The 18,761-nt window shown below is 47.0% G+C and carries 13 protein-coding genes; 2 read left to right on the forward strand and 11 right to left on the reverse strand.

The features are described from left to right. Positions 1–16 precede the first annotated feature (16 nt). The 4 genes from WD312_03685 to rpsP form a co-directional block, all read right to left on the reverse strand. Positions 17–3,229, reverse strand: coding sequence for a DNA-directed RNA polymerase subunit beta (locus WD312_03685; protein MEX2564190.1), 3,213 nt, complete (start codon positions 3,227–3,229; stop codon positions 17–19). Between the two features lie 674 nt (positions 3,230–3,903). Beyond that, the gene (trmD, locus tag WD312_03690; protein MEX2564191.1) at positions 3,904–4,542 is read right to left on the reverse strand and encodes a tRNA (guanosine(37)-N1)-methyltransferase TrmD; all 639 of its coding nucleotides are present in this window, start codon (positions 4,540–4,542) and stop codon (positions 3,904–3,906) included. 136 nt (positions 4,543–4,678) lie between these two features. Further along, positions 4,679–5,092: a KH domain-containing protein gene (locus WD312_03695; protein MEX2564192.1), complete on the reverse strand. Its 414-nt coding sequence runs from the start codon at positions 5,090–5,092 to the stop codon at positions 4,679–4,681. Between the two features lie 179 nt (positions 5,093–5,271). Then, entirely contained in the window at positions 5,272–5,913 is a 642-nt protein-coding gene (gene rpsP, locus WD312_03700; GenBank protein ID MEX2564193.1) for a 30S ribosomal protein S16, read from the reverse strand. 29 nt (positions 5,914–5,942) lie between these two features. Here rpsP and rnr point away from each other — a divergent pair, with 29 nt between their 5' ends. Further along, positions 5,943–7,973: a ribonuclease R gene (rnr, locus tag WD312_03705; protein ID MEX2564194.1), complete on the forward strand. Its 2,031-nt coding sequence runs from the start codon at positions 5,943–5,945 to the stop codon at positions 7,971–7,973. 67 nt (positions 7,974–8,040) lie between these two features. Here rnr and WD312_03710 read toward each other — a convergent pair whose 3' ends face one another. Continuing rightward, complete coding sequence (locus WD312_03710) at positions 8,041–8,889, reverse strand: MBL fold metallo-hydrolase (GenBank protein ID MEX2564195.1); 849 nt, start codon at positions 8,887–8,889, stop codon at positions 8,041–8,043. A gap of 194 nt (positions 8,890–9,083) precedes the next feature. Between WD312_03710 and WD312_03715 the strand changes: the two genes are divergently transcribed. Next, a complete protein-coding gene (locus WD312_03715) occupies positions 9,084–9,689 on the forward strand; it encodes a hypothetical protein (GenBank protein MEX2564196.1) in 606 nt (201 codons plus the stop codon). 51 nt (positions 9,690–9,740) lie between these two features. On the opposite strand, the gene WD312_03720 is transcribed toward WD312_03715, so the two are convergent. The 6 genes from WD312_03720 to WD312_03745 form a co-directional block, all read right to left on the reverse strand. Beyond that, entirely contained in the window at positions 9,741–11,249 is a 1,509-nt protein-coding gene (locus WD312_03720; protein MEX2564197.1) for a PEP-utilizing enzyme, read from the reverse strand. A gap of 2 nt (positions 11,250–11,251) precedes the next feature. Next, positions 11,252–12,556: a PEP-utilizing enzyme gene (locus WD312_03725; protein MEX2564198.1), complete on the reverse strand. Its 1,305-nt coding sequence runs from the start codon at positions 12,554–12,556 to the stop codon at positions 11,252–11,254. Position 12,557: 1 nt separating this feature from the next. Next, positions 12,558–14,576 (reverse strand): PEP/pyruvate-binding domain-containing protein, encoded by a 2,019-nt coding sequence (locus WD312_03730; protein ID MEX2564199.1) that lies wholly within the window; start codon positions 14,574–14,576, stop codon positions 12,558–12,560. 145 nt (positions 14,577–14,721) lie between these two features. Beyond that, positions 14,722–16,125 (reverse strand): tyrosine/phenylalanine carboxypeptidase domain-containing protein, encoded by a 1,404-nt coding sequence (locus WD312_03735; protein ID MEX2564200.1) that lies wholly within the window; start codon positions 16,123–16,125, stop codon positions 14,722–14,724. Between the two features lie 23 nt (positions 16,126–16,148). Then, complete coding sequence (locus WD312_03740; GenBank protein MEX2564201.1) at positions 16,149–18,392, reverse strand: AAA family ATPase; 2,244 nt, start codon at positions 18,390–18,392, stop codon at positions 16,149–16,151. A 112-nt stretch (positions 18,393–18,504) separates the two neighbouring features. Next, the coding region (locus tag WD312_03745; GenBank protein ID MEX2564202.1) for a putative dsRNA-binding protein at positions 18,505–18,761 on the reverse strand (257 nt) is incomplete at its 5' end.

Raw genomic sequence — 18,761 nt, forward strand, 5'->3', positions numbered from 1 at the left:
GTTTAGTCGCTAATAGCTATTCATCGCCGCGGTGAAGCTGTACATCCAGAGACAGACCGCGTAGATAACTGAGTAATACATTGAATGAAGCGGGTGTATTGATCTGGGTGATCGGTTCGCCCTTTACGATCGAGTCAAACGCCGCTGATCGTCCGAGAATATCGTCGGACTTGATCGTCAATACTTCGCGCAGGTTATATGCCGCACCGTACCCGAGAAGCGCCCAGACCTCCATTTCTCCAAATCGCTGTCCACCTCCTTGCGCCTTTCCTCCCAATGGTTGCTGAGTAATAAGTGAGTACGGTCCGATCGAACGCTGGTGGATCTTGTCGTCTACCATGTGGTGAAGCTTTAAGATATACATATATCCAACCGCAACATCTTGCTCATACGGAATACCGGTATGTCCATCGAATACACGCACCTTGCCGTTCTCCGGGTATCCGGCCTCCTTGAGTTCACTGCGAATCTCTTCACCGGTCGCACTGGCAAACGGCGGCACGACTGCCTGATATCCAAGTGTATGTGCTGCCAACCCAAGATGGAGCTCAAGGATCTGACCGAGGTTCATTCGAGACGGAACACCAAGCGGGGTCAGGATAACATCAAGCGGCTCGCCATCTTCGGTGAACGGCATGTCCTCCTCTGGCAAGATCTTGGAGATAACACCCTTGTTACCGTGTCGTCCAGCCAGCTTGTCACCGACTGAAATATTACGTAATTCAGCCACTTCAATGTGAACGCGCTTTATGATGCCGCTCTCGAGTTTGTCCCCTTGCTCACGAGAAAAGACCTTCACGTTTATCACGCGACCGCGCTTCCCTGCCTCTAGTCGCTTAGAGGTGTCCTTTACATCACGAGCCTTCTCTCCGAAGAGTGATCGCAAGAGTCTCTCTTCCGGTGTAAGCTGTGTTTCACCTTTTGGTGTGATTTTACCAACAAGAATATCGCCCGGTTCTACTTCTGCACCAACACGGACAATACCGTCTTCAGCGAGGTTCTTAAGTTTTCCTTCTCCTACGTTCGGGATATCACAGGTTGTCACTTCCGGACCAAGCTTGGTATCACGTACATTGACCACGAACTCTTCGATATGAATACTGGTAAGCTTTTTGTTCTTTACCAATCGCTCGGAAATAATAATAGCGTCTTCATAGTTAGCACCGTGCCACGAGAGGAAGCCGACCCGAAGGTTCTGACCAAGCGCCATCTCACCACGATCGCTCGAAGAAATATCAGCAAGCACGTCTCCCTTCTTTACTTTGTCACCAGCCCAGACACTCGGGCGCTGGTGAAATGCGGTGTAGTCATTGGTTCGGTTATAAACAATAAGCTCGTATTCTTTCTTCTTTCCTTTGTTTGTCTTAACAATGATCTTTGTTGAATCTGCGTAGGTCACTTCACCCGGTTCATCAGCAATAACAAGACGATTTGTATCAGCAACTGCCTGTCGCTCCATACCGGTCGCAACTACCGGAGCGTCCGGGATCAAACACGGTGTAGCCTGCTTCTGCATGTTAGAACCCATGAGTGCGCGGTTTGCGTCATCATGCTGCAAGAATGGGATCATTGATGTTGCCACTGAGAATGCCTGATTTGGCGCAATATCAATAAAGTCAATATTCTTATTCGACACCATTACCGGATCTCCGTTATGTCGTGCTTCAACTGACTTATCAGTTATAACACCGTTTTCGTCATAGTTCGTACCAGCGTGAGCGATGGTGAAGTTCTCTTCTTCCATCGCATTCATGTATCTGATCTCTCCGGTCATCTTTCCTTTCTCTACCTTTGCGTACGGCGTTTCTATCATACCGAACTCATTTACCTGAGCAAAAACACTCAAACGAAGAATAAGCCCGATGTTCCCACCTTCCGGTGTATGGATCGGACAGACACGACCGTAGTGACTTGAGTGAACGTCTCGAACCTCAAAACCAGCGCGAGCTCGGTTCAAACCTCCCGGTCCGAGCGCAGAGAGTGTGCGCAGGTGTTCAACCTCAGCAAGCGGGTTCTCCTGTTGCATGTACTGAGAAAGCTGGTTAGTAGTGAAGAACTCCTTAATACGTGCCTGGAGAGGCTTCGCGCTGATGAACTGAACCGGTGTAGAGACATCACTCTCGATCGTCGACATTCGGTTTTGAATGTTGCGCTTGATCTGCGACATACCGACTCGCAATTTCTGCTGAAAAAGTTCACCAATGTAACGTACACGACGGCTTCCAAGGTGGTCGATGTCATCCTCCATTGAACCCGGTGTCGTATTCAACTCAACGACATGATTGAGCACGAGCGCAAAGTCCTCAAGAGAAAGCGTTCGACGTTCAAGTTCTTTTTTATCAAGCTCAATCCCAAAACGCTTATTAAACGTGGAGCGACCTACACGAGAAAGGTCGTATCGCTCTTCACTAAAGAGCGTAGTAATGAATTCTTTCGCGTTCTCAGCGGTTGCCAGGTCTCCATCGCGAAGTCTCTTGTAGATCTCAATAGCAGCCTCATCAACTGTTTCAGCCGCATCTTTTGCTAATGTTTGCTTAATATACTCTTTTGCAACATCTGATTTAAAGAGCTTCTCCATGTCTTTGTTCGTCTCGGCACCAAGAACTCGGAGGAGTGTGGTGACCGGGAACTTTCGCTTGCGATCAATACGAACATGAAGCGCATTATCAGCATCCGTTTCGAATTCTATCCATGCCCCGCGTGTAGGAATAATCTTTGCACCAAAATAGGTCTTTCCTTTCAAGACCTGTGACGTAAAGAATGCGCCGTAGGAACGGGCAAGCTGGGGAACAATAACTCGTTCAATACCACCAATGACAAAAGTCCCGCGTGAGGTCATCAACGGGAAATCAGCAAGAAATATCTCCTGCTCTTCTTCACTACCGGTTGTCTTGTTGATCAGCTTTACTTTAACTTTAAGCGGAGCGTCGTACGTAAGCTTCTGATCTTTTGCGTGCAACTCACTGTGCTGAGGCTCACCGATCTCAAAACCATAAAATTCAAGGTCGAACTTTTTCTCGGAAAAGTCTCGTACCGGACTGAATTCCTGGAAGATCTCTTTTAGTCCTTCTTCAATAAGCCACTCAAAAGAATGACGTTGTGCCTCGATCAAATTTGGAATCGGAACGAGTGGGTCTTTATATGCTTTAAAGTACTTCTTGGTGATCCCGGAGACCTCCTTGGTGTGTACTTCATTCTTCACGTCTTTAATCTGAGTTGTTTGTGCCATAAAGCTGCCTTGCTATATAATGAGGTTACTGCACTTACCCACATGTACGAACGCGTCGAGTAACGCCCGCAATGCTTCTAAGTGACAGGTGGTAATGACAACTACAAACGTTTAAAAAGTGTCTATTCGTATGAACGAAAAAGTGACCTTTTCACCTTTTCGCCTGCGTCGAAACGCAAAATGCCCCTTTCCCGACAAAGGTCGCGCATGAATATCTCTATACTATTATTTGACTATTAGGCCGTACAAAGTATTTCGTCAACGAGTAATATTACGTATGCTATCCCCTCGTGACAGATAGACGTGTAGTATACTCGTCACGCAAATTCTGTCAACCGTGTCAAGTCAAACCTGTGGATAAGAAGGGAGGACGGTTCCATCGAATAGGTATTTTCTAAGCCCAGACCCTACGCCCAACAACTTAGAAAATACCTATTCGCTAGGACCTAGGAAGGAAGATGCGAACGAAAGTCTCAGTCCTAACATAAAATAAAAATGGAACTGAGACTTTCGTTCTAAATCGCGGCAAAACTTCTTTAAAACATATACTTTACACCACGCTTAAGAAGTTGAGGTAAACTGCCCAACTACTTTCAGCAAATACGTCGCACCCCTAACTACAAAAAAGTAAATGTCGAAAACTGAGTTTTCGACATTTACAGCTCACAAACATTCTAGGACCGTTCCTCTCTCCACTGATCAATCTTTTTATGATCTCCCGAACGCAACACCTCCGGCACCTCATACACCTTCCCTTTCCACTTTAATTTTTCAGGTCGGGTGTACACCTCATGCGAAGCGATCCTCTCTTCCTCCCGACTCTTTTCATCACCGAGTACGCCTTCGATCTGTCTCGCTGTCGCATCCATTATCACCATCGCCGGCAACTCTCCGCCGGTCAGAACATACGGACCTATTGTCACCGCATCTGCGTTAAGCGCCCTGCGCGCCCGGGCATCAATTCCTTCGTACCGACCGGCAACAAGGACAATATGTTTATATTTTTTACTCCAAGTCCGAGCATATTCATTACTGAATTCATCTCCATCAGCTTCCATAAAAACTATCTTTACATTTTTCTTTCTGCCAACCGCGTCTTTTACCGCACGAAGAACCGGTTCGGCTTGGATCACCATTCCCGGACCACCACCGTACGGCTTTTGATCTACTCGAACGTGTTTGTCTTTTGTATAGTCACGCGGGTTATAAAATGACACCTTGATATTTCCGTCATGAACAGCCCGTCCAATGATGGACGAGCGAAGATATGATTCAAACGATTCGGGAAACAATGTAATTATGTGGAAATGCATAAACAGTATTCCGTATGCTGTAGTTAGTATTCAGTATAGTAGACGAAACGAAACAAAAATAAAAGCGAAGTAAAAGATAAAATCCGCCGAAGCGGATTTTATCTTTTACGCAGTGATTTATTTCTAACGTCTCAAATTAGTTCCCATTCTTAAAATCATCCATCACTTCGTCAACACTTTGTTGAGAATCAGCTGCCTGTGGCTGCTCCGGGGTTTCGCCTGCTTCTTTTTGGACCGCTTGAGAAGCTCCGGCATCTGCTGTATTCGCACCGGTATCACGAATCCCGCCTTCCGGCTCATTGATCTTAAGATTTACTCGAGCGTTATTTTTCATACCCACAACTCGCAAAAGCGTTCGGACTGCTTTCGCTGTATTTCCTGACCGTCCGATGATCTTACCCATATCCTCACGCGAGACATCAAGAGTGATCAGAACACCCATTTCATCTACTGTTCGATTGATCCTAACCTTATCAGGATTATCGACCAATGATTTAACAACAAACTCAAGAAATCGCGCATCTTCGTGCTCCTGTGTGGTATCTACCATAAATACTGAAGTTAGCTATCAATCCATTCATCACCACCTTATCGCCTCCGCCACGATCTTCTGCTATCAATTAAGCCAGTAGCCGATTCGCACTTCACCACTGCCTATCACCATAATTTTACGGCAACAAAAAACCTCCGTCAAGAGAACGGAGGTCGCCTATCAGCTCTATTTTTTACTTACGCTTTCTTTTCTTCTGCCTGTTCAGTATCTGACTTTTCCTCTGTCCCGACGCTTTCAGGTCGGGACTCCGACTCGTCTTGCGACGTCGGAGCCGGAGCCTCCTCTTCCTTGGAAGCTTCTGCTTCTGCTGGAGCTTCTTCCTTCACCTCTTCAGTAGCTGGCTCCTCTTTCTTTTCCTCTTCAGCTGGCTCCTCTTTTACTTCTTCTTTTTCCTCTACCTTGGGTGCTTGTGCTTCAGGTTCACCAGCAGGCTCAGATTCAGATGAAGCCTCCTCTTTCTTTTCTCCTTCAGGCTCATCCTTCACCAGTGGAGTTTTCTTAGGAAGCACGTTCTTCTTTCCGCCCTTCACAAGACCAAGGTCGACGAACAAGTTATAGACGGTGCCGGAGGCCTGTGCTCCATTTGAAAGCCAGTATGAAGCTCGCTCAGAATCAATAACGGGAGCGTCCTTACGTGGATCATACGAACCAAGTATCTCAACCACACGACCGCTCTTCGGGCTCTGATGAGAATCCTGAACAACAACCCGGTGAGCCGGGATGCCTTTGCGTCCAATGCGTTGTAAGCGAATCGATAACATGCGGGCAATACTAACAAAAAGCCCGGAAAGCGTCAAACATATTGTAAGTGTCGCCATCCTAAAGTTATATGTGTTATAGTCTTTTCATGAAAAAGCACCACAATAATCAAAGAAATAGAGGTCGAAGTACTAAGAGATCCCAGGAGAAACCGCTTCCTCTTCCAGAGCAAACCACCTACGAAGGGCGCATCTCGGTTAACTTCCGTGGTGTCGGTTATTTACGAACAGAGCTTCTTGACGAAGATATCGAGATTCCTCAGGAGAGCATGAACACCGCACTTCACGGTGACACTGTTCGAGTTGATCTTCTTCCAAAACGAAGCGATCGGAATCGTATCCAGGGCGAGGTAACCAAGGTCATGGAACGCGGCCGCACTGAATTCGTCGGCACACTTATCAAAAACAATGGCACGGTCACCTGCAAAGCTGATGATGCGCGCGTCTATCGAGACATTTACCTAGACAAGGACGAGGTGCGCGACATAGAACCCGGCACAAAAATATTTGTCCGCCTCAATGACTGGCACGACCCCAAGCAGAACCCTGAAGGAAAACTTCTCAAGGTACTTGGCAAACAAGGAGAGCATGATGTTGAGATGAACTCAATCGTTCTCGAACATGGCTTTCGTGTAGAATTTCCTAAAGCCGTTCAAGAAGAAGCAGAAGACATCCAACAAAAGGCGCACGAAAATATTCAAAACGAGGCAAAAACACGACGTGATTTTCGGGGAGTTACCACGTTCACGATCGACCCCTGGGACGCAAAGGACTTTGACGACGCCCTCTCGTACAAGAAACTCGAGAATGACAACGTCGAGATCGGTATCCATATCGCCGATGTCTCCCACTACGTCACTCCGGATAGCGAGCTTGATAAAGAAGCCAAAAAGCGCGGATTCTCCGTATACCTGGTAGATCGCACTATCCCGATGCTACCTGAAGAACTTTCGAACGATGTCTGCAGCCTCAACGAAGGCAATGATAAGCTCACCTTCTCCGCCGTGTTCGAACTGGACGCAAGCGGTAATGTCCAGGATAGTTGGTTCGGGCGAACGATCATCAACTCCGACAAACGCTTTACGTACGAGGAGGCCCAAAAAATGATCGATGCCGGTGAAGGGCAATTCTTTGAAGAGCTCCACACCATGAATGAAATTGCCAAGAAAACGAGCGAGCGACGATCAAAGGAAGGCGCGGTGGACTTTGAGACCGACGAAGTAGAGATCGAGCTTGACGAGAACATGGACCCGGTCAAGATCTACAAGAAGGAGCGTATCGATACTCAGAAACTTATCGAGGAATACATGCTCCTCGCCAACCGCGAAGTTGCTCGCTACGTAGCCAAGAAACAGGAAAAAACCCAAGGCAGCTTCCTCTACCGAGTCCACGACCAACCGGACCCGGAAAAGATCGACTCGCTCACTATATTCACCGACGCCCTCGGCTATGATCTTGAGCGGCTCGGCAACGGCAGTATCACCAGCCAGGCTCTTAATGACCTTATGGCAAAGATCGAGGGCGAGCCATCTGAAAGCATTATCAAGGTTGCTGCTATTAAGTCGATGGCAAAAGCAGTCTACTCAACCAAGAACATCGGTCACTTCGGTCTAGCCTTTGAGTACTACACTCATTTCACCTCACCGATCCGCCGCTACGCGGACCTTGCGGTGCACCGTATCCTCGGCAAATACGTAGCCGGCAAAAAGATCAGTCCGGAAGAATTTGCAGAGCTCAAAGGCGTTGCTGAACGCACCGCCCAGCAAGAACTGGATTCCATGCACGCTGAACGCGACTCGGTCAAATACAAGCAAGTTGAGTACATGGCCGATCATATCGGTGAGACCTTCGAGGGCGTGATCTCCGGCATCTCCCAAAATGGTATCTTCATTGCCGAGGAATCAACCGGGGCGGAAGGTATGGTTCGCCTGCGAGACGTCGGCGATGACTACTTTGAGCTCGACGAATCGAACTTTGCTATCGTAGGCAGAAAGACCGGCCAGCGATTTCAACTTGGTGATGAAGTAGCTATTAAGGTGATGAGCGCCAACCTTGACCAAAAACAACTTGATTATAAGTTGGTTGCCGGCAATAAAGCACCTACAGATACTAAAAAGTAAGCAATGTAAATGGCTCACATTGCTTGTGAGCCATTTAAAATTACTCCCGCCTTTATATTCTGCAATACTATACAGTAAAGACATCAAGATCCTTGCCATATTTTACCACCCCTTTGTAGTTCTTCTTTATTTCTTTTACTAATCCTGTAGCAGAAACATGCCGATGGATCTGATGGACTAAAACAAGCTTTTTAGGATTGGTCTGTGAAGCGATCTCAGCAAGTTCAGAGGAAGAAGTGTGAAAATTTCTCATGTATTTTTCCCAGTTTTTATCTTTACCGTACTCCGTATCAGACGCAACTTCGTGGATCATTAAGTCCGCGTCTTTTCCTTCCCGGACAACATTCTTGTGAGGCTTCGTGTCCCCGGAGATAACGATCTTCTTTGAACCAACAGTGATCGTAAAACCGTATGCATGCTTCCAGCTCCCGTGCTTTACCCGAAACGCCTTTACTGCTATCTGTTCATCCTTGTAAATCACACCATTTGAAAACTCAGTGACTGTTGTTTTATATCCGGTCGTATCCCCTTTCTCCAGACCGGTTGTTCGCACATGAACATCCTCCTCATACGCTTTTTGAATATTACGAACCATTGCCTTTGTCCCCGGAGGACCGAAGATGTTAAACGGTACACTTCTTCCCATTACCCATGGTGTATAGATCGCGTCCGGTAGTCCAAGTGTATGGTCACTATGTAAATGAGTAAAAAATAGAGTACAAAGATCTCGCTGAGCTATAGCGTCGTTTTTAGTCGAATTGATATACTCCTGCAATCGACGAACAACTCCCGGCCCGGCATCAATGACGTACAGAGATGAATTAACAATAATTGCGATAGACGGGCCGCTTCGTTCAGGATCAGGGAACGGATAGCCGGTTCCAAGAAGTACTACTTTAACAGTATTTTTTGCCATATATCACCGATACTATCAAAATGTTCTGTAAAAATCGATCAGGCACATTTCAAACACACTTAAAAACGCAACCCCTGGGGTTGCGTGTTTTAACGTCGCCACCGCAAACCATTGACATATGGCAAGTATGGTGTTACTATGTAATCTGCGTTAGAAGTTCGTTTCAATCACCCAAAGATCCAGGAGAGACGTCCATGGAATTCAGAATCCGAGTTTGCAGGCATGGTCATTCTCCCCACGAAGGAAATGACGCGGCTCGCGGTCTTGACGACCTCGGTCGTCAACAGATCCGGGACACGGCGCAAAACCGATTTCCCAAGACTGTCGAACCAATTTTGGTTTTGACGAGTCGCAAGGAGCGAGCACGCGAGACGCTGGAGATCTTGCTTCGGGAGACCGGCAACGAGAAACTGATCCCGGAGATCATACCGCTTCACGGTCTGGACTACTCCTGGCCGATGGCAAACGGAGGTGTCACTAACTTCATGTACGGCCCCGAGCACGACAACGTGCTCACTGTCAGCCAGATCATGAAAAATCATCCCGAGTTCACCTCGCTCATTCGAGGCATGCTCTGGGGGTCGCTCATGACCGCGATCCGAATGCACCGGTACAGTTGGAAGGCGTACGCACCGGATGAGATCTGGGTCGCCAGCCATTCGCCCTTCGGCGAATTTCTGACTCCGGATCCTGTCAGCACCACGCGGCGCCCGAACGGCGGCGGCTTTACCTTCATCCTCGACATCCCTCGTGATGAAGAGGAAGGAGTGGTCACCGGCCATTCTCTGGAACTGTTTTGATTTGCTTTTTTCGTGACCCGTAGCCCGACACCCTTGTGGTGCCGGGCTTTTTTATTGTGAACTGACAACGGTTATGGTTCCGGCCTCAGTATCTACTTCGATCTCATCGCCGTCTTTTATTTTAGATGTGGCATTTTGCACACCAACCAAACAAGGTATCTGCAGTTCTCTCGAGACAATTGCCGCGTGAGACAACAGCCCGCCCAGCTCGGCAATGATCGCCTTAGAGCGCTTCATGGCAGGGAGTAAATCGGGGTATGTTCGTGAAGATACAAGGATGTCTCCCTCGTTTACCTTATCCATCTGACCCACATCCTGAACCAAACGCGCGATACCGATAACTTTTCCTTTGCTATACGCGATCTCTCCCTGCATAGGCGTATCATCAGCAACAATAATCTTATTTAGCTCATGTTCTATCTCCTTCGCCTCAGAGCCTGTGTAGAAAGTCGGTTCTTCGTTCTCGAGAACACACACCGTGAGCTCCATCCTATCTCTAATTACATCTTTAGAAACTTTGCTTCTTTTCATCAGATTATCCTTAAGTTCCTCAGGCCATAGGTACTTTGCCTCAGTCTCGGATACAGCCAGTCGTTTCCCAAACTCTTCAAATACCCCACGACGCAGATACAGAAACCTCATCGTCTCATCGACAAGTACGCTCCCGACCTCAGCGCTCTTTGTAGCAAACGTGATCACTCTCTGTTGGTCAGGATCAGCTTTTTCCATAACTCCTTCGAACACCCGTTGTCGTTCATCTTTTTTCTCTTGCTTGTCCTCTTCTCGCTCCTTGAGAATACGCTCTAAGTCCGAACCAAAAGATAGCAGATCGTTTATATCTCTGATGATCGTCTCTACGGATTTAGGAGGATTAGTTAAGCTTGCGTCAAGCCAGCCGTAGGAATCTTGAATTTCATGAATTTTTTCTTTTATCTCCGGATTTTTACCCAACACATCTTCATTCAACTCAGAGATGCTCTCCTTGCCGGCTTTCCGCGCTACCTCACTGATCGCGTTGTCGTACTCTATTACTCCGAGCTTTCGGGTTGTTCGAAAAAGGATCGGCGCGATTGCGTGAGGTGAAAAGCCAATATCCTTTAACGTTTTCTCGAGTGTTTTGTGGATGAGATTCGTTCCATAATTGATCGTTATTATGTCAGCCACCTGCATGCCGTTCGTTTTTTCAAACCCGATAATAGAATCAAGAGCTATACAAAGTGAACGATTAGTTAATTGCTCAAAGTTGAGCTTTTTATGAGCCGAATTAAGTGCCTCTATATACTCAAGCCACTCGTTCATTCTTCCCTCCCAATCTTCTATACGCTCGTCACTAGCGAGCGTATAATCTAATACCTTCTGCCCGGCATCAAACCACTTGTCCTTTTCAATGAATAATTTATAAGAGCCCTCATGAAAGATGAGAACCATTGACCCCTGATCCTGAACTCCGAACTCAGGTCGTTGCGTGAGCATCATATGACCAAGGTTTACGAACACCACATCCATAGGGTGTCCGCCGGGCACATGCTCTAGGAACATATATTTTTCAGCTTTTTCCATAGCTACGTGTTTAGTATTCTAACCACCCCCTCATCCGCATCCACCTCTACTTCATCGCCGTCTTTGAGGATTTGTGTGGCGTGTTGCGTACCAATCACACACGGCTTATTCATTTCTCTTGATACAATAGCTGCGTGAGAAGTAATACCACCGATATCAGTCACGAATGCCGCTGCTTTTGCCATTCCACTAAGAAAGTCCGGGGTGGACATTGTAGCCACCAGAATATCCCCTTTTTCAATTTTTGAACACTCCTTTGGACTTAACACTACCCTTACCTTACCTCGAACCTTCCCTTTATTCGCGATCTGCCCTTTTATTTCTTTAACTTCTTCGTTTCTCTCTTCTTCCTTATTCTGTTTATCCTCGCTCTTCAGTTCAACTCCCTGGTCAGTTATCTCAAGTATAAATGATTCTCTCTCATAGAACACTGAGCGTGATGGAAATTCTTTTTTAAACAGATCAACAACATCTTTCATACGCAGACTAAGAAGATCATCGTAGTGAACGATATCAGAATAGTGATCAATGACCATTTTCCTAAAAAGATACGTTCCATAACACATAGTCTCCCACTTTTCAGTTCGAAGTCGCATCAAACTTTCAAGATAGCGTGCATACTGGGAATCAACGGTTTGTTGATCATTGCCTTGATGATCGTCAGAGCTCGAAAGGTCCACAGCCATCTGGTACGCTTCCCAAATACACCATGACCTGCCTTGAAAATACTTCATCCCTAAATATCCATACCGGTCTATCACTTTCTGTAGTTCACTCACCATCTCTTCGCTAACGGACAAATCGTAGGCATTATACTTTTTCCCTATTTCCGCCAATTCTTTAGCTGCCCTAGAAATATCGGTTTCAGATCCTGCAACCTGGCTTGGAGAAAAACCTTCATCTTCTAGCTTCTGACCAAGCTGAATTTCAAAAATAAAACGAGGAATCGTGCCGGCAGCCTGAATCGAACGTTGGAAGTACTCATCAACAAGACCGGGGGCGACGTGAGACTTTTCTATTTTTTCTTTAAAGGTCTTTAGGTATGAGCGATATTCGGAAAGTGATCGCTCAAAATACTTGATGAGCTGTTCGTACTGATCGTCAATTAGATGATTTTTTTCAACGTACTCAAGCCTATCTTTGGACCACTGTATATCACCGGTTGAATGGATATACCGCAAGTATGGATAATCGAACGGATAACCAAACTCCTTAAAATTAGAGTGATACCGAATACCGCTAAGGATCAGGTCTTGCGTCAAAAGATCTGATCGATGATTAACAAGTGTTTTCCATTCCTTTTGCATACTAGTTTTTAGATATTTTCCTGACCACTCCTTTGTCCGCATCCACCTCCACCTCGTCACCGTCTTTGAGGATTTGTGTGGCGTGTTTGGTGCCGATAATGCATGGTTTTTGCATCTCCCGAGCCACAATAGCAGCGTGGCAAGTAATCCCACCCTCATCAGTCACAAAGGCAGAAGCATTTTTCATGTACTGAACTATCTCAGGCCGAGTCATAGGGGTAACTAAGACATAATCTTTTTGACCACCCAGAACCTTACCAGCATTGCCGTAATCAAGCGCACTTAACACAATAACTTTCCCTGACACCTTTCCTGCTGTTGCTGAAACGCCCGAGATAGAAGAAGCGTTCTCAGTTCCCGGTTTATTTTGCTCCTTTAGATAGTTTTCTATTTCTGTAAACTCCTCTTGATCAGTAACGTAAGAAACCTCACCGTTAGCAAAGACAATTGCTATTTTTCTATCTTTATCGATATCTACTTGCTTGCCTGACAAAATATCTTCTATTTCAAGAGGCGTTGCTTTGGTAATCACATCCTCAGGAATAGAATGTTTCTCAGATGCCTTGGTTAATATTTTATACAAAAGAGGAAAAACATCGTTAACAACGAACTCTGATACCTCTAATCGGATCTCCGGCAACCCTTTTAGGAGTTGTTCGTCATTCGTTTCAAAGTTTTCATCCGCAAAAAAGCTATAGGGTTTATATAGGATGGTTATTTTTCCTATAAGTTCTTTAAACGTATCTAGCTCAAGAAAATCATCAACTTTATTTTTTTCTATGTATTCTTTCAGCTCACGATAAGATTCGAGGCAGTCATTACTAATTTTCTTAATAGTTTCCGTATCTTTAACTATTACTTTTTTTGTTTCATCGATCCAAACATCAACACCTTCGTTTAACATGAAGATCAATCCGGGGCCTTCCCCGTTCTGTAAATACGGGTTGTCTACATACCGATTGGCCGGTGGGCCGAAATAGGCCGCTGGAAACATCGGGTACTGAGAACGAAGAGTAAAGTCATGCTTTTTTATGGAATCTATAGTTTTCTGTAATTCTGGCTGTCCCGCTGTCAACGTTGTGATCGGCCTACTTTGGACAATATAGAACTCGCCGTTTTCAAACGCCCACTCAATATCACACGGGAACCCGTAGTGATCTTCGACGCGCAAAATAAGCTCCGAGAGCTCGGTAACCTGATCTTCCACCAGAACCTGTGAAGACGCAACGGGTTCACTAATGTCTTTCCATTCATTGCCGCCGTCATCTACTCGGTACAGCCCTCTTGTCTGGGTTGAGATGTTAACATCGATGATCCTTCTTGGCTTCTTTTCTACCACGTAACTATCAGGTGTAACTGAACCGGAAACAATCGCCTCGCCGAGTCCGAAGCCGGCCTCGATAATAAACTGGTTATAATCCTGAGTAACCGGATGGACCGAGAAAGCAATGCCCGAGCACTCTGAGTTGACCATTTTCTGCACCACCACCGCCACGGATACTTTGCGCGTATGCGTATCATCGCCAAAGCGTTCGAAGCGATAAAAGATAGCGCGAGGCGTAAAAAGAGACGCCCAACAGTTGCGAACGTTCTCAAGCAGCGTATCCCGATTTGTGTTAAGAAAACTATCCAGCTGTCCGGCCCAGGCATCGCTCGATGAGTCCTCGGCGGTGGCTGACGAACGAACCGCCACAAAATCCGCACCGAGTTTGTCGAATTCAGAGAGAATCTCCTCGCGCAGATCATCCGGCATTTCCCGCTCTTTGATCAGCCCCTGTATCTGCTCGGAAGCATTTTCAACAGTGTGCATTACCTGCGGATCAACTTCGTGAAGAATATTGTCGATCTCGACATTGATATCAGTCTCCTCGATAAAACGCTCAAACGCATCAGCAAGCACCACGAAACCGGGCGGTACCGGAATACCCGCCTGTGTCATCTCGCCGAGCGACGCGCCTTTCCCGCCCGCTTTATCGACACTGCCTTTGTTTAGCTCACTAAACGGCGCTGTGTGGGTCATTACTGCTATTAAACCACAATAAAGCTAGTACCGCAAAAAAAACGCAACCCCAGGAGTCGTGTTGTCTTTTTTCAATACTACTAAGATTTCTGAGCTACGACACAGAAAGTTCAGAAAATTCAGAGTTTTCAGTATTACCTAATTCTTATTCTCCACCTTCCTCCGTCTCAAATTGCTTTTTAATTCGCTCTAGATCCTCTTCGGTTATATTGAGCTGCTCGAGTACCCAGACATGTCGTAGATTTGTCGGATCATATTTGCCGATCATGACTCGTTTCATTTCATCTGAGCCTTGCTTAACAAGATCCCAGACGCCGATATTTCCCTCCCGGTACACAATGTCTTTCGTAAAGCATGCACCGGGCGTCGCGCATGTAGACCCACGAAATGTCCTCACTGTTCGTTTCCACGCAAGCTCACTTGCTTTTGCATCTAGTGCTTCTCCCTCACCGCTCGAAGTAAGCATAAAATACTGCTTGAGAACTTCAAACGTCTGTCGAAAATCCCGTGGCGTACCGTCCATACCTTTGGCAAGAGATATAGCCAAATGCCCCGTCAAACCGGCAAAGTCATCAGCTCCCTCGATCTTTTGTTGCTCATACGTGGCTACTCCTTCTTCTCCTTTCACGTATCGGTCAAACCCGAGTCCGAGTAGCCGAATGCGTGATTGTTCCCCGTAATCTCTTCGCCGAGCGTGCGTACCGATCTCGTGCGCTGCCAGCGCCTCAATGGACGTTTTCGTAAGCGGAATACTTCGCTGCTCCAACTTCTGTTCTGAAGGAATGTTCACTGTCCGCGTCTCTTGGCTCACACTTAAACCGCTTCTGCTCCCGGATTCGTCAACAACTACATCCCAGTTATGTAACCCGTATGAACGAAGCGCTTCTTCAAAATATTCACGAACCTCTTCAGCGGAAGTGATCGTTTCAGTTTCCTTTGGACTATCCGGGAGATCATCTGCCGAAAAGGCAAGGGTGTCAGACGCTCCGGCTTGTTCCCACGAGATCAGTAATTCAAGTTTTCGAGCAGCGTCACGCTTTTGTTCATTATCACTCTGTTTATACGATTCAATTTTGTCGCGCACCTGCGTAAGCGTGTATGTGAATATCTCTGGAGAAGGTTCCCCATAGATAAAATCCGAGTAACGCATAAAACGATTATCATCACCCTCTTGTGCCGCTTTCAACATACGAAGCTTTGCTAATTCTTCATTAACACGCCATCGGTAGAGCTGGCGAACGATATCATTCTCTTCTTCCTCCAACACATCACCTTTCAGTTCCACGAGTTTTTGCTCCCGTCCCTCAAAATCAAAATCCTCAAGTTTTGGATAGTCGAGCGTTGGATTACCCTCACCGACTGAAAGAAACCGCTCCTTTTCATGTTCACGCTTTTCGCTATCGCCATGAAGATATTCATAATCATCAAAACACGTTTCTTGAAATCTCTCATACCATTTATCATCAAGCTGCTCCCAGTTACCGGACTTAGAAGGACCTTGTTCTGCAGGTTCATTATGCTCTGATCCGGGAAATTTTTCTGATTCCATACTACAAAATATTTAATACGTCATTACCCCGCCACTGCCTTCTCCGCCTCCTCGAAGGCAACCGAGAGAACTGTCGAAGCACCGGTGCCGGCCATAGTAATACCGTAGAGCACGCCGGCGCGCGACATGGTCTCGCGGTTGTGAGTTATCAAAATAAGCTGAGACTTATCTGCCAACTCCGCGATCAGGTCGCCGTACTTCTTAGCGTTTGCTTCATCAAGAGCGGCGTCGGTCTCGTCGAGAATGATGAATGGTGGAGGATTAATATATGACATTGCAAAAAGCAGTGCGATCGAAACAAGCGAGCGCTCCCCGCCTGAAAGCATTTGCAATCCTTTGATCTTTTTGGCGGGCGGACTGACGTACAACTCAACACCGTCTTGGGACGTATCTTCAGGAACCCCGTCTTCCGTGGAATCCTCAAGCTCATCATCATGCTTTGGCTTGATCTTCATTCGCACAAGCCGCGCGGTTCCGCCGCTGAACATGTGTGAAAAAAGTTTTTGAAACTCATCATTTATTTTTTTAAGACCGATCTGGAATTCCCGTTCCAAGGTTTCCTCAAGCTCAGCAATGAGCTCTTCAAGCGAAACCGCTGACTTCTCCAGGTCTTCGAGCTCGCGCTCCAAAAACTGATCTTTCTCGACGAGATCCTCGTACTCACGCAACATGTCGTCACCGGCCTCGACAGCATTATCTTCGATCCGGATCAGAAGACGTTCCAACTCTTTTCGCCTATCACCTTGATCAGGTACTTCTCTGCCTGTCTGATCACCAAGATCATAATTCTTGTAATCAAGGACCGCACGACCAACAACCTGACCTATCCGAGCCAGATCCTGATTCATCTCCTCCTCACGCGCGCTCAAGGCACGAGCACGAGCATCAAGACGCTCAAGATCATTGGTAATAGCGGAAAGCTGTGTTCGAAGCTCATAGATCGCCCGCTCAGCGTCACGCGTGGAATCCTTACGCTCCTCAACAGAGTCAGTGATGCCTCGGTATTCTTCCTCTCGCTGCTTCTTCTCTCCGTCGAGCATGTTGCGTTTCTGTTCGATCTCTCCTTTTTCTCCTTCGAGTCGTTCGATCTCCGCCCGAGCTTCTTTAACCGACACATCATCCTGCTCTTCTCGGTTTGCCTGAATAAAGTTAGCAAGACTCTCACGGATAGCTCCGAACGCCTCCTTCATCTTCTCGACAGTTCCCGCCTGCTCTGCCCGCTGTATCTGTTTCTCGATGAAGTCAGCGGTATCTTCAACATGCTTCAAGTACACTTTGCGGGTCGCGTTGTGCTCATCGGTTTTGTTTGCCTGTGCAATAACGCGCTGATGAAGCGCGAGCTCTCCTTCGATACGCCCCAGCTCACGTGTCAGCTCGTCACGCTGACGTGAAAGCTCGGCTATCTGTCCATCGATCTCTCTGAGTTTGGTGCTCTGATCGTTCTCTGTACTTGCTGCTTCAACGTGACTGCGTTTCTCTGCCAACTCTGCTTCAAGCTGCTGCTTCTTCTGTTCGAGTGGCGTACGCTTGTCGCCACCCTCTTGCTTCTGTGCTTCGATCTCGGCATATTCACGCGCAAAATACTCAAGCGACTGAGTCTGTAGATCCTGCTTCATCTGGCGAACCTGTTCAATTCTCTCTTTGATCCGAGCAAGCTCACGCAAACGAGGCGCGACTTCTCGGCGCTGAGTCTGAGTCTCTTTAATATTCTCACGAGTGCGCTCAAGCTTACGGATACTCTCTAGGCGTTTCGCTTGATATATCCTCAGCCCAAGCGCATCTTCGATCATTTCTTTACGCCCTGCCGGAGATGCCTCAATGATCTTATCCGCCTCACCTTGTGAAATAATGTGGTGACCGCTTGAACCGATATGCGCGCCAGCAATAAGCTCGCGAATATCCCTCAGTCGAGCCGGAGACCCATTGAGATAATATTCATTTGCCCCGTCGCGATGAACAACCCGCTCAATAACAACTTCGTTGTAATCGATATCCAGGAGTCGATCGTTGTTGTCGAGTGTCACCTTGACCTGAGCACGATTAGACCGACCGTGGGAATTAGAACCATTGAAGATCATGTCCTCTCCGCGCTTTCCACGCATCGACTTCATTGACTGCTCACCCAACACGAAGCGAAATGCCTCGGCAATATTAGATTTGCCGGACCCATTTGGACCCACGATCGCCGAGATGGACGAGTTGAACGTAAGACGTGTATGTTTGGAGAACGATTTAAAACCGTCCACTTCAAGGGTCTTCAAGCGCATAGATGAATACAGTATACCGTATTCTGTATTCAGTATGAAATCCCGCTGTTCGCTGTGCGAACGGCGGGATTTCACTAACTATCCACTACCACCTAACCCCTACACATTAAACTCAGTTCCAGCCTTTCTCCTCCAACCCCCGCTCGGCTGCCTTCTGCTCCGCCTCCTGCTTAGAGTTTCCTTCCCCGAGGGCGACTTGCTCATCGGCCAGAAAGACACCGACCACGAACCGCTTATCGTGGTCCGGACCGCTTTCTTCTGTTACTTGATAGACGGGAGTAATACCGGCATGCTCTTGGGCCATTTCCTGGAAGCGACTCTTGGCATCGATCCAGTTCCCTTTTTCTACGATCTCATCAATGCGTGGCG

It is taken from the genome of Candidatus Paceibacterota bacterium (genome assembly GCA_040905715.1).
Taxonomy (GTDB): Bacteria; Patescibacteriota; Minisyncoccia; order Phycocordibacterales; family CSBR16-193; genus JBBDHZ01.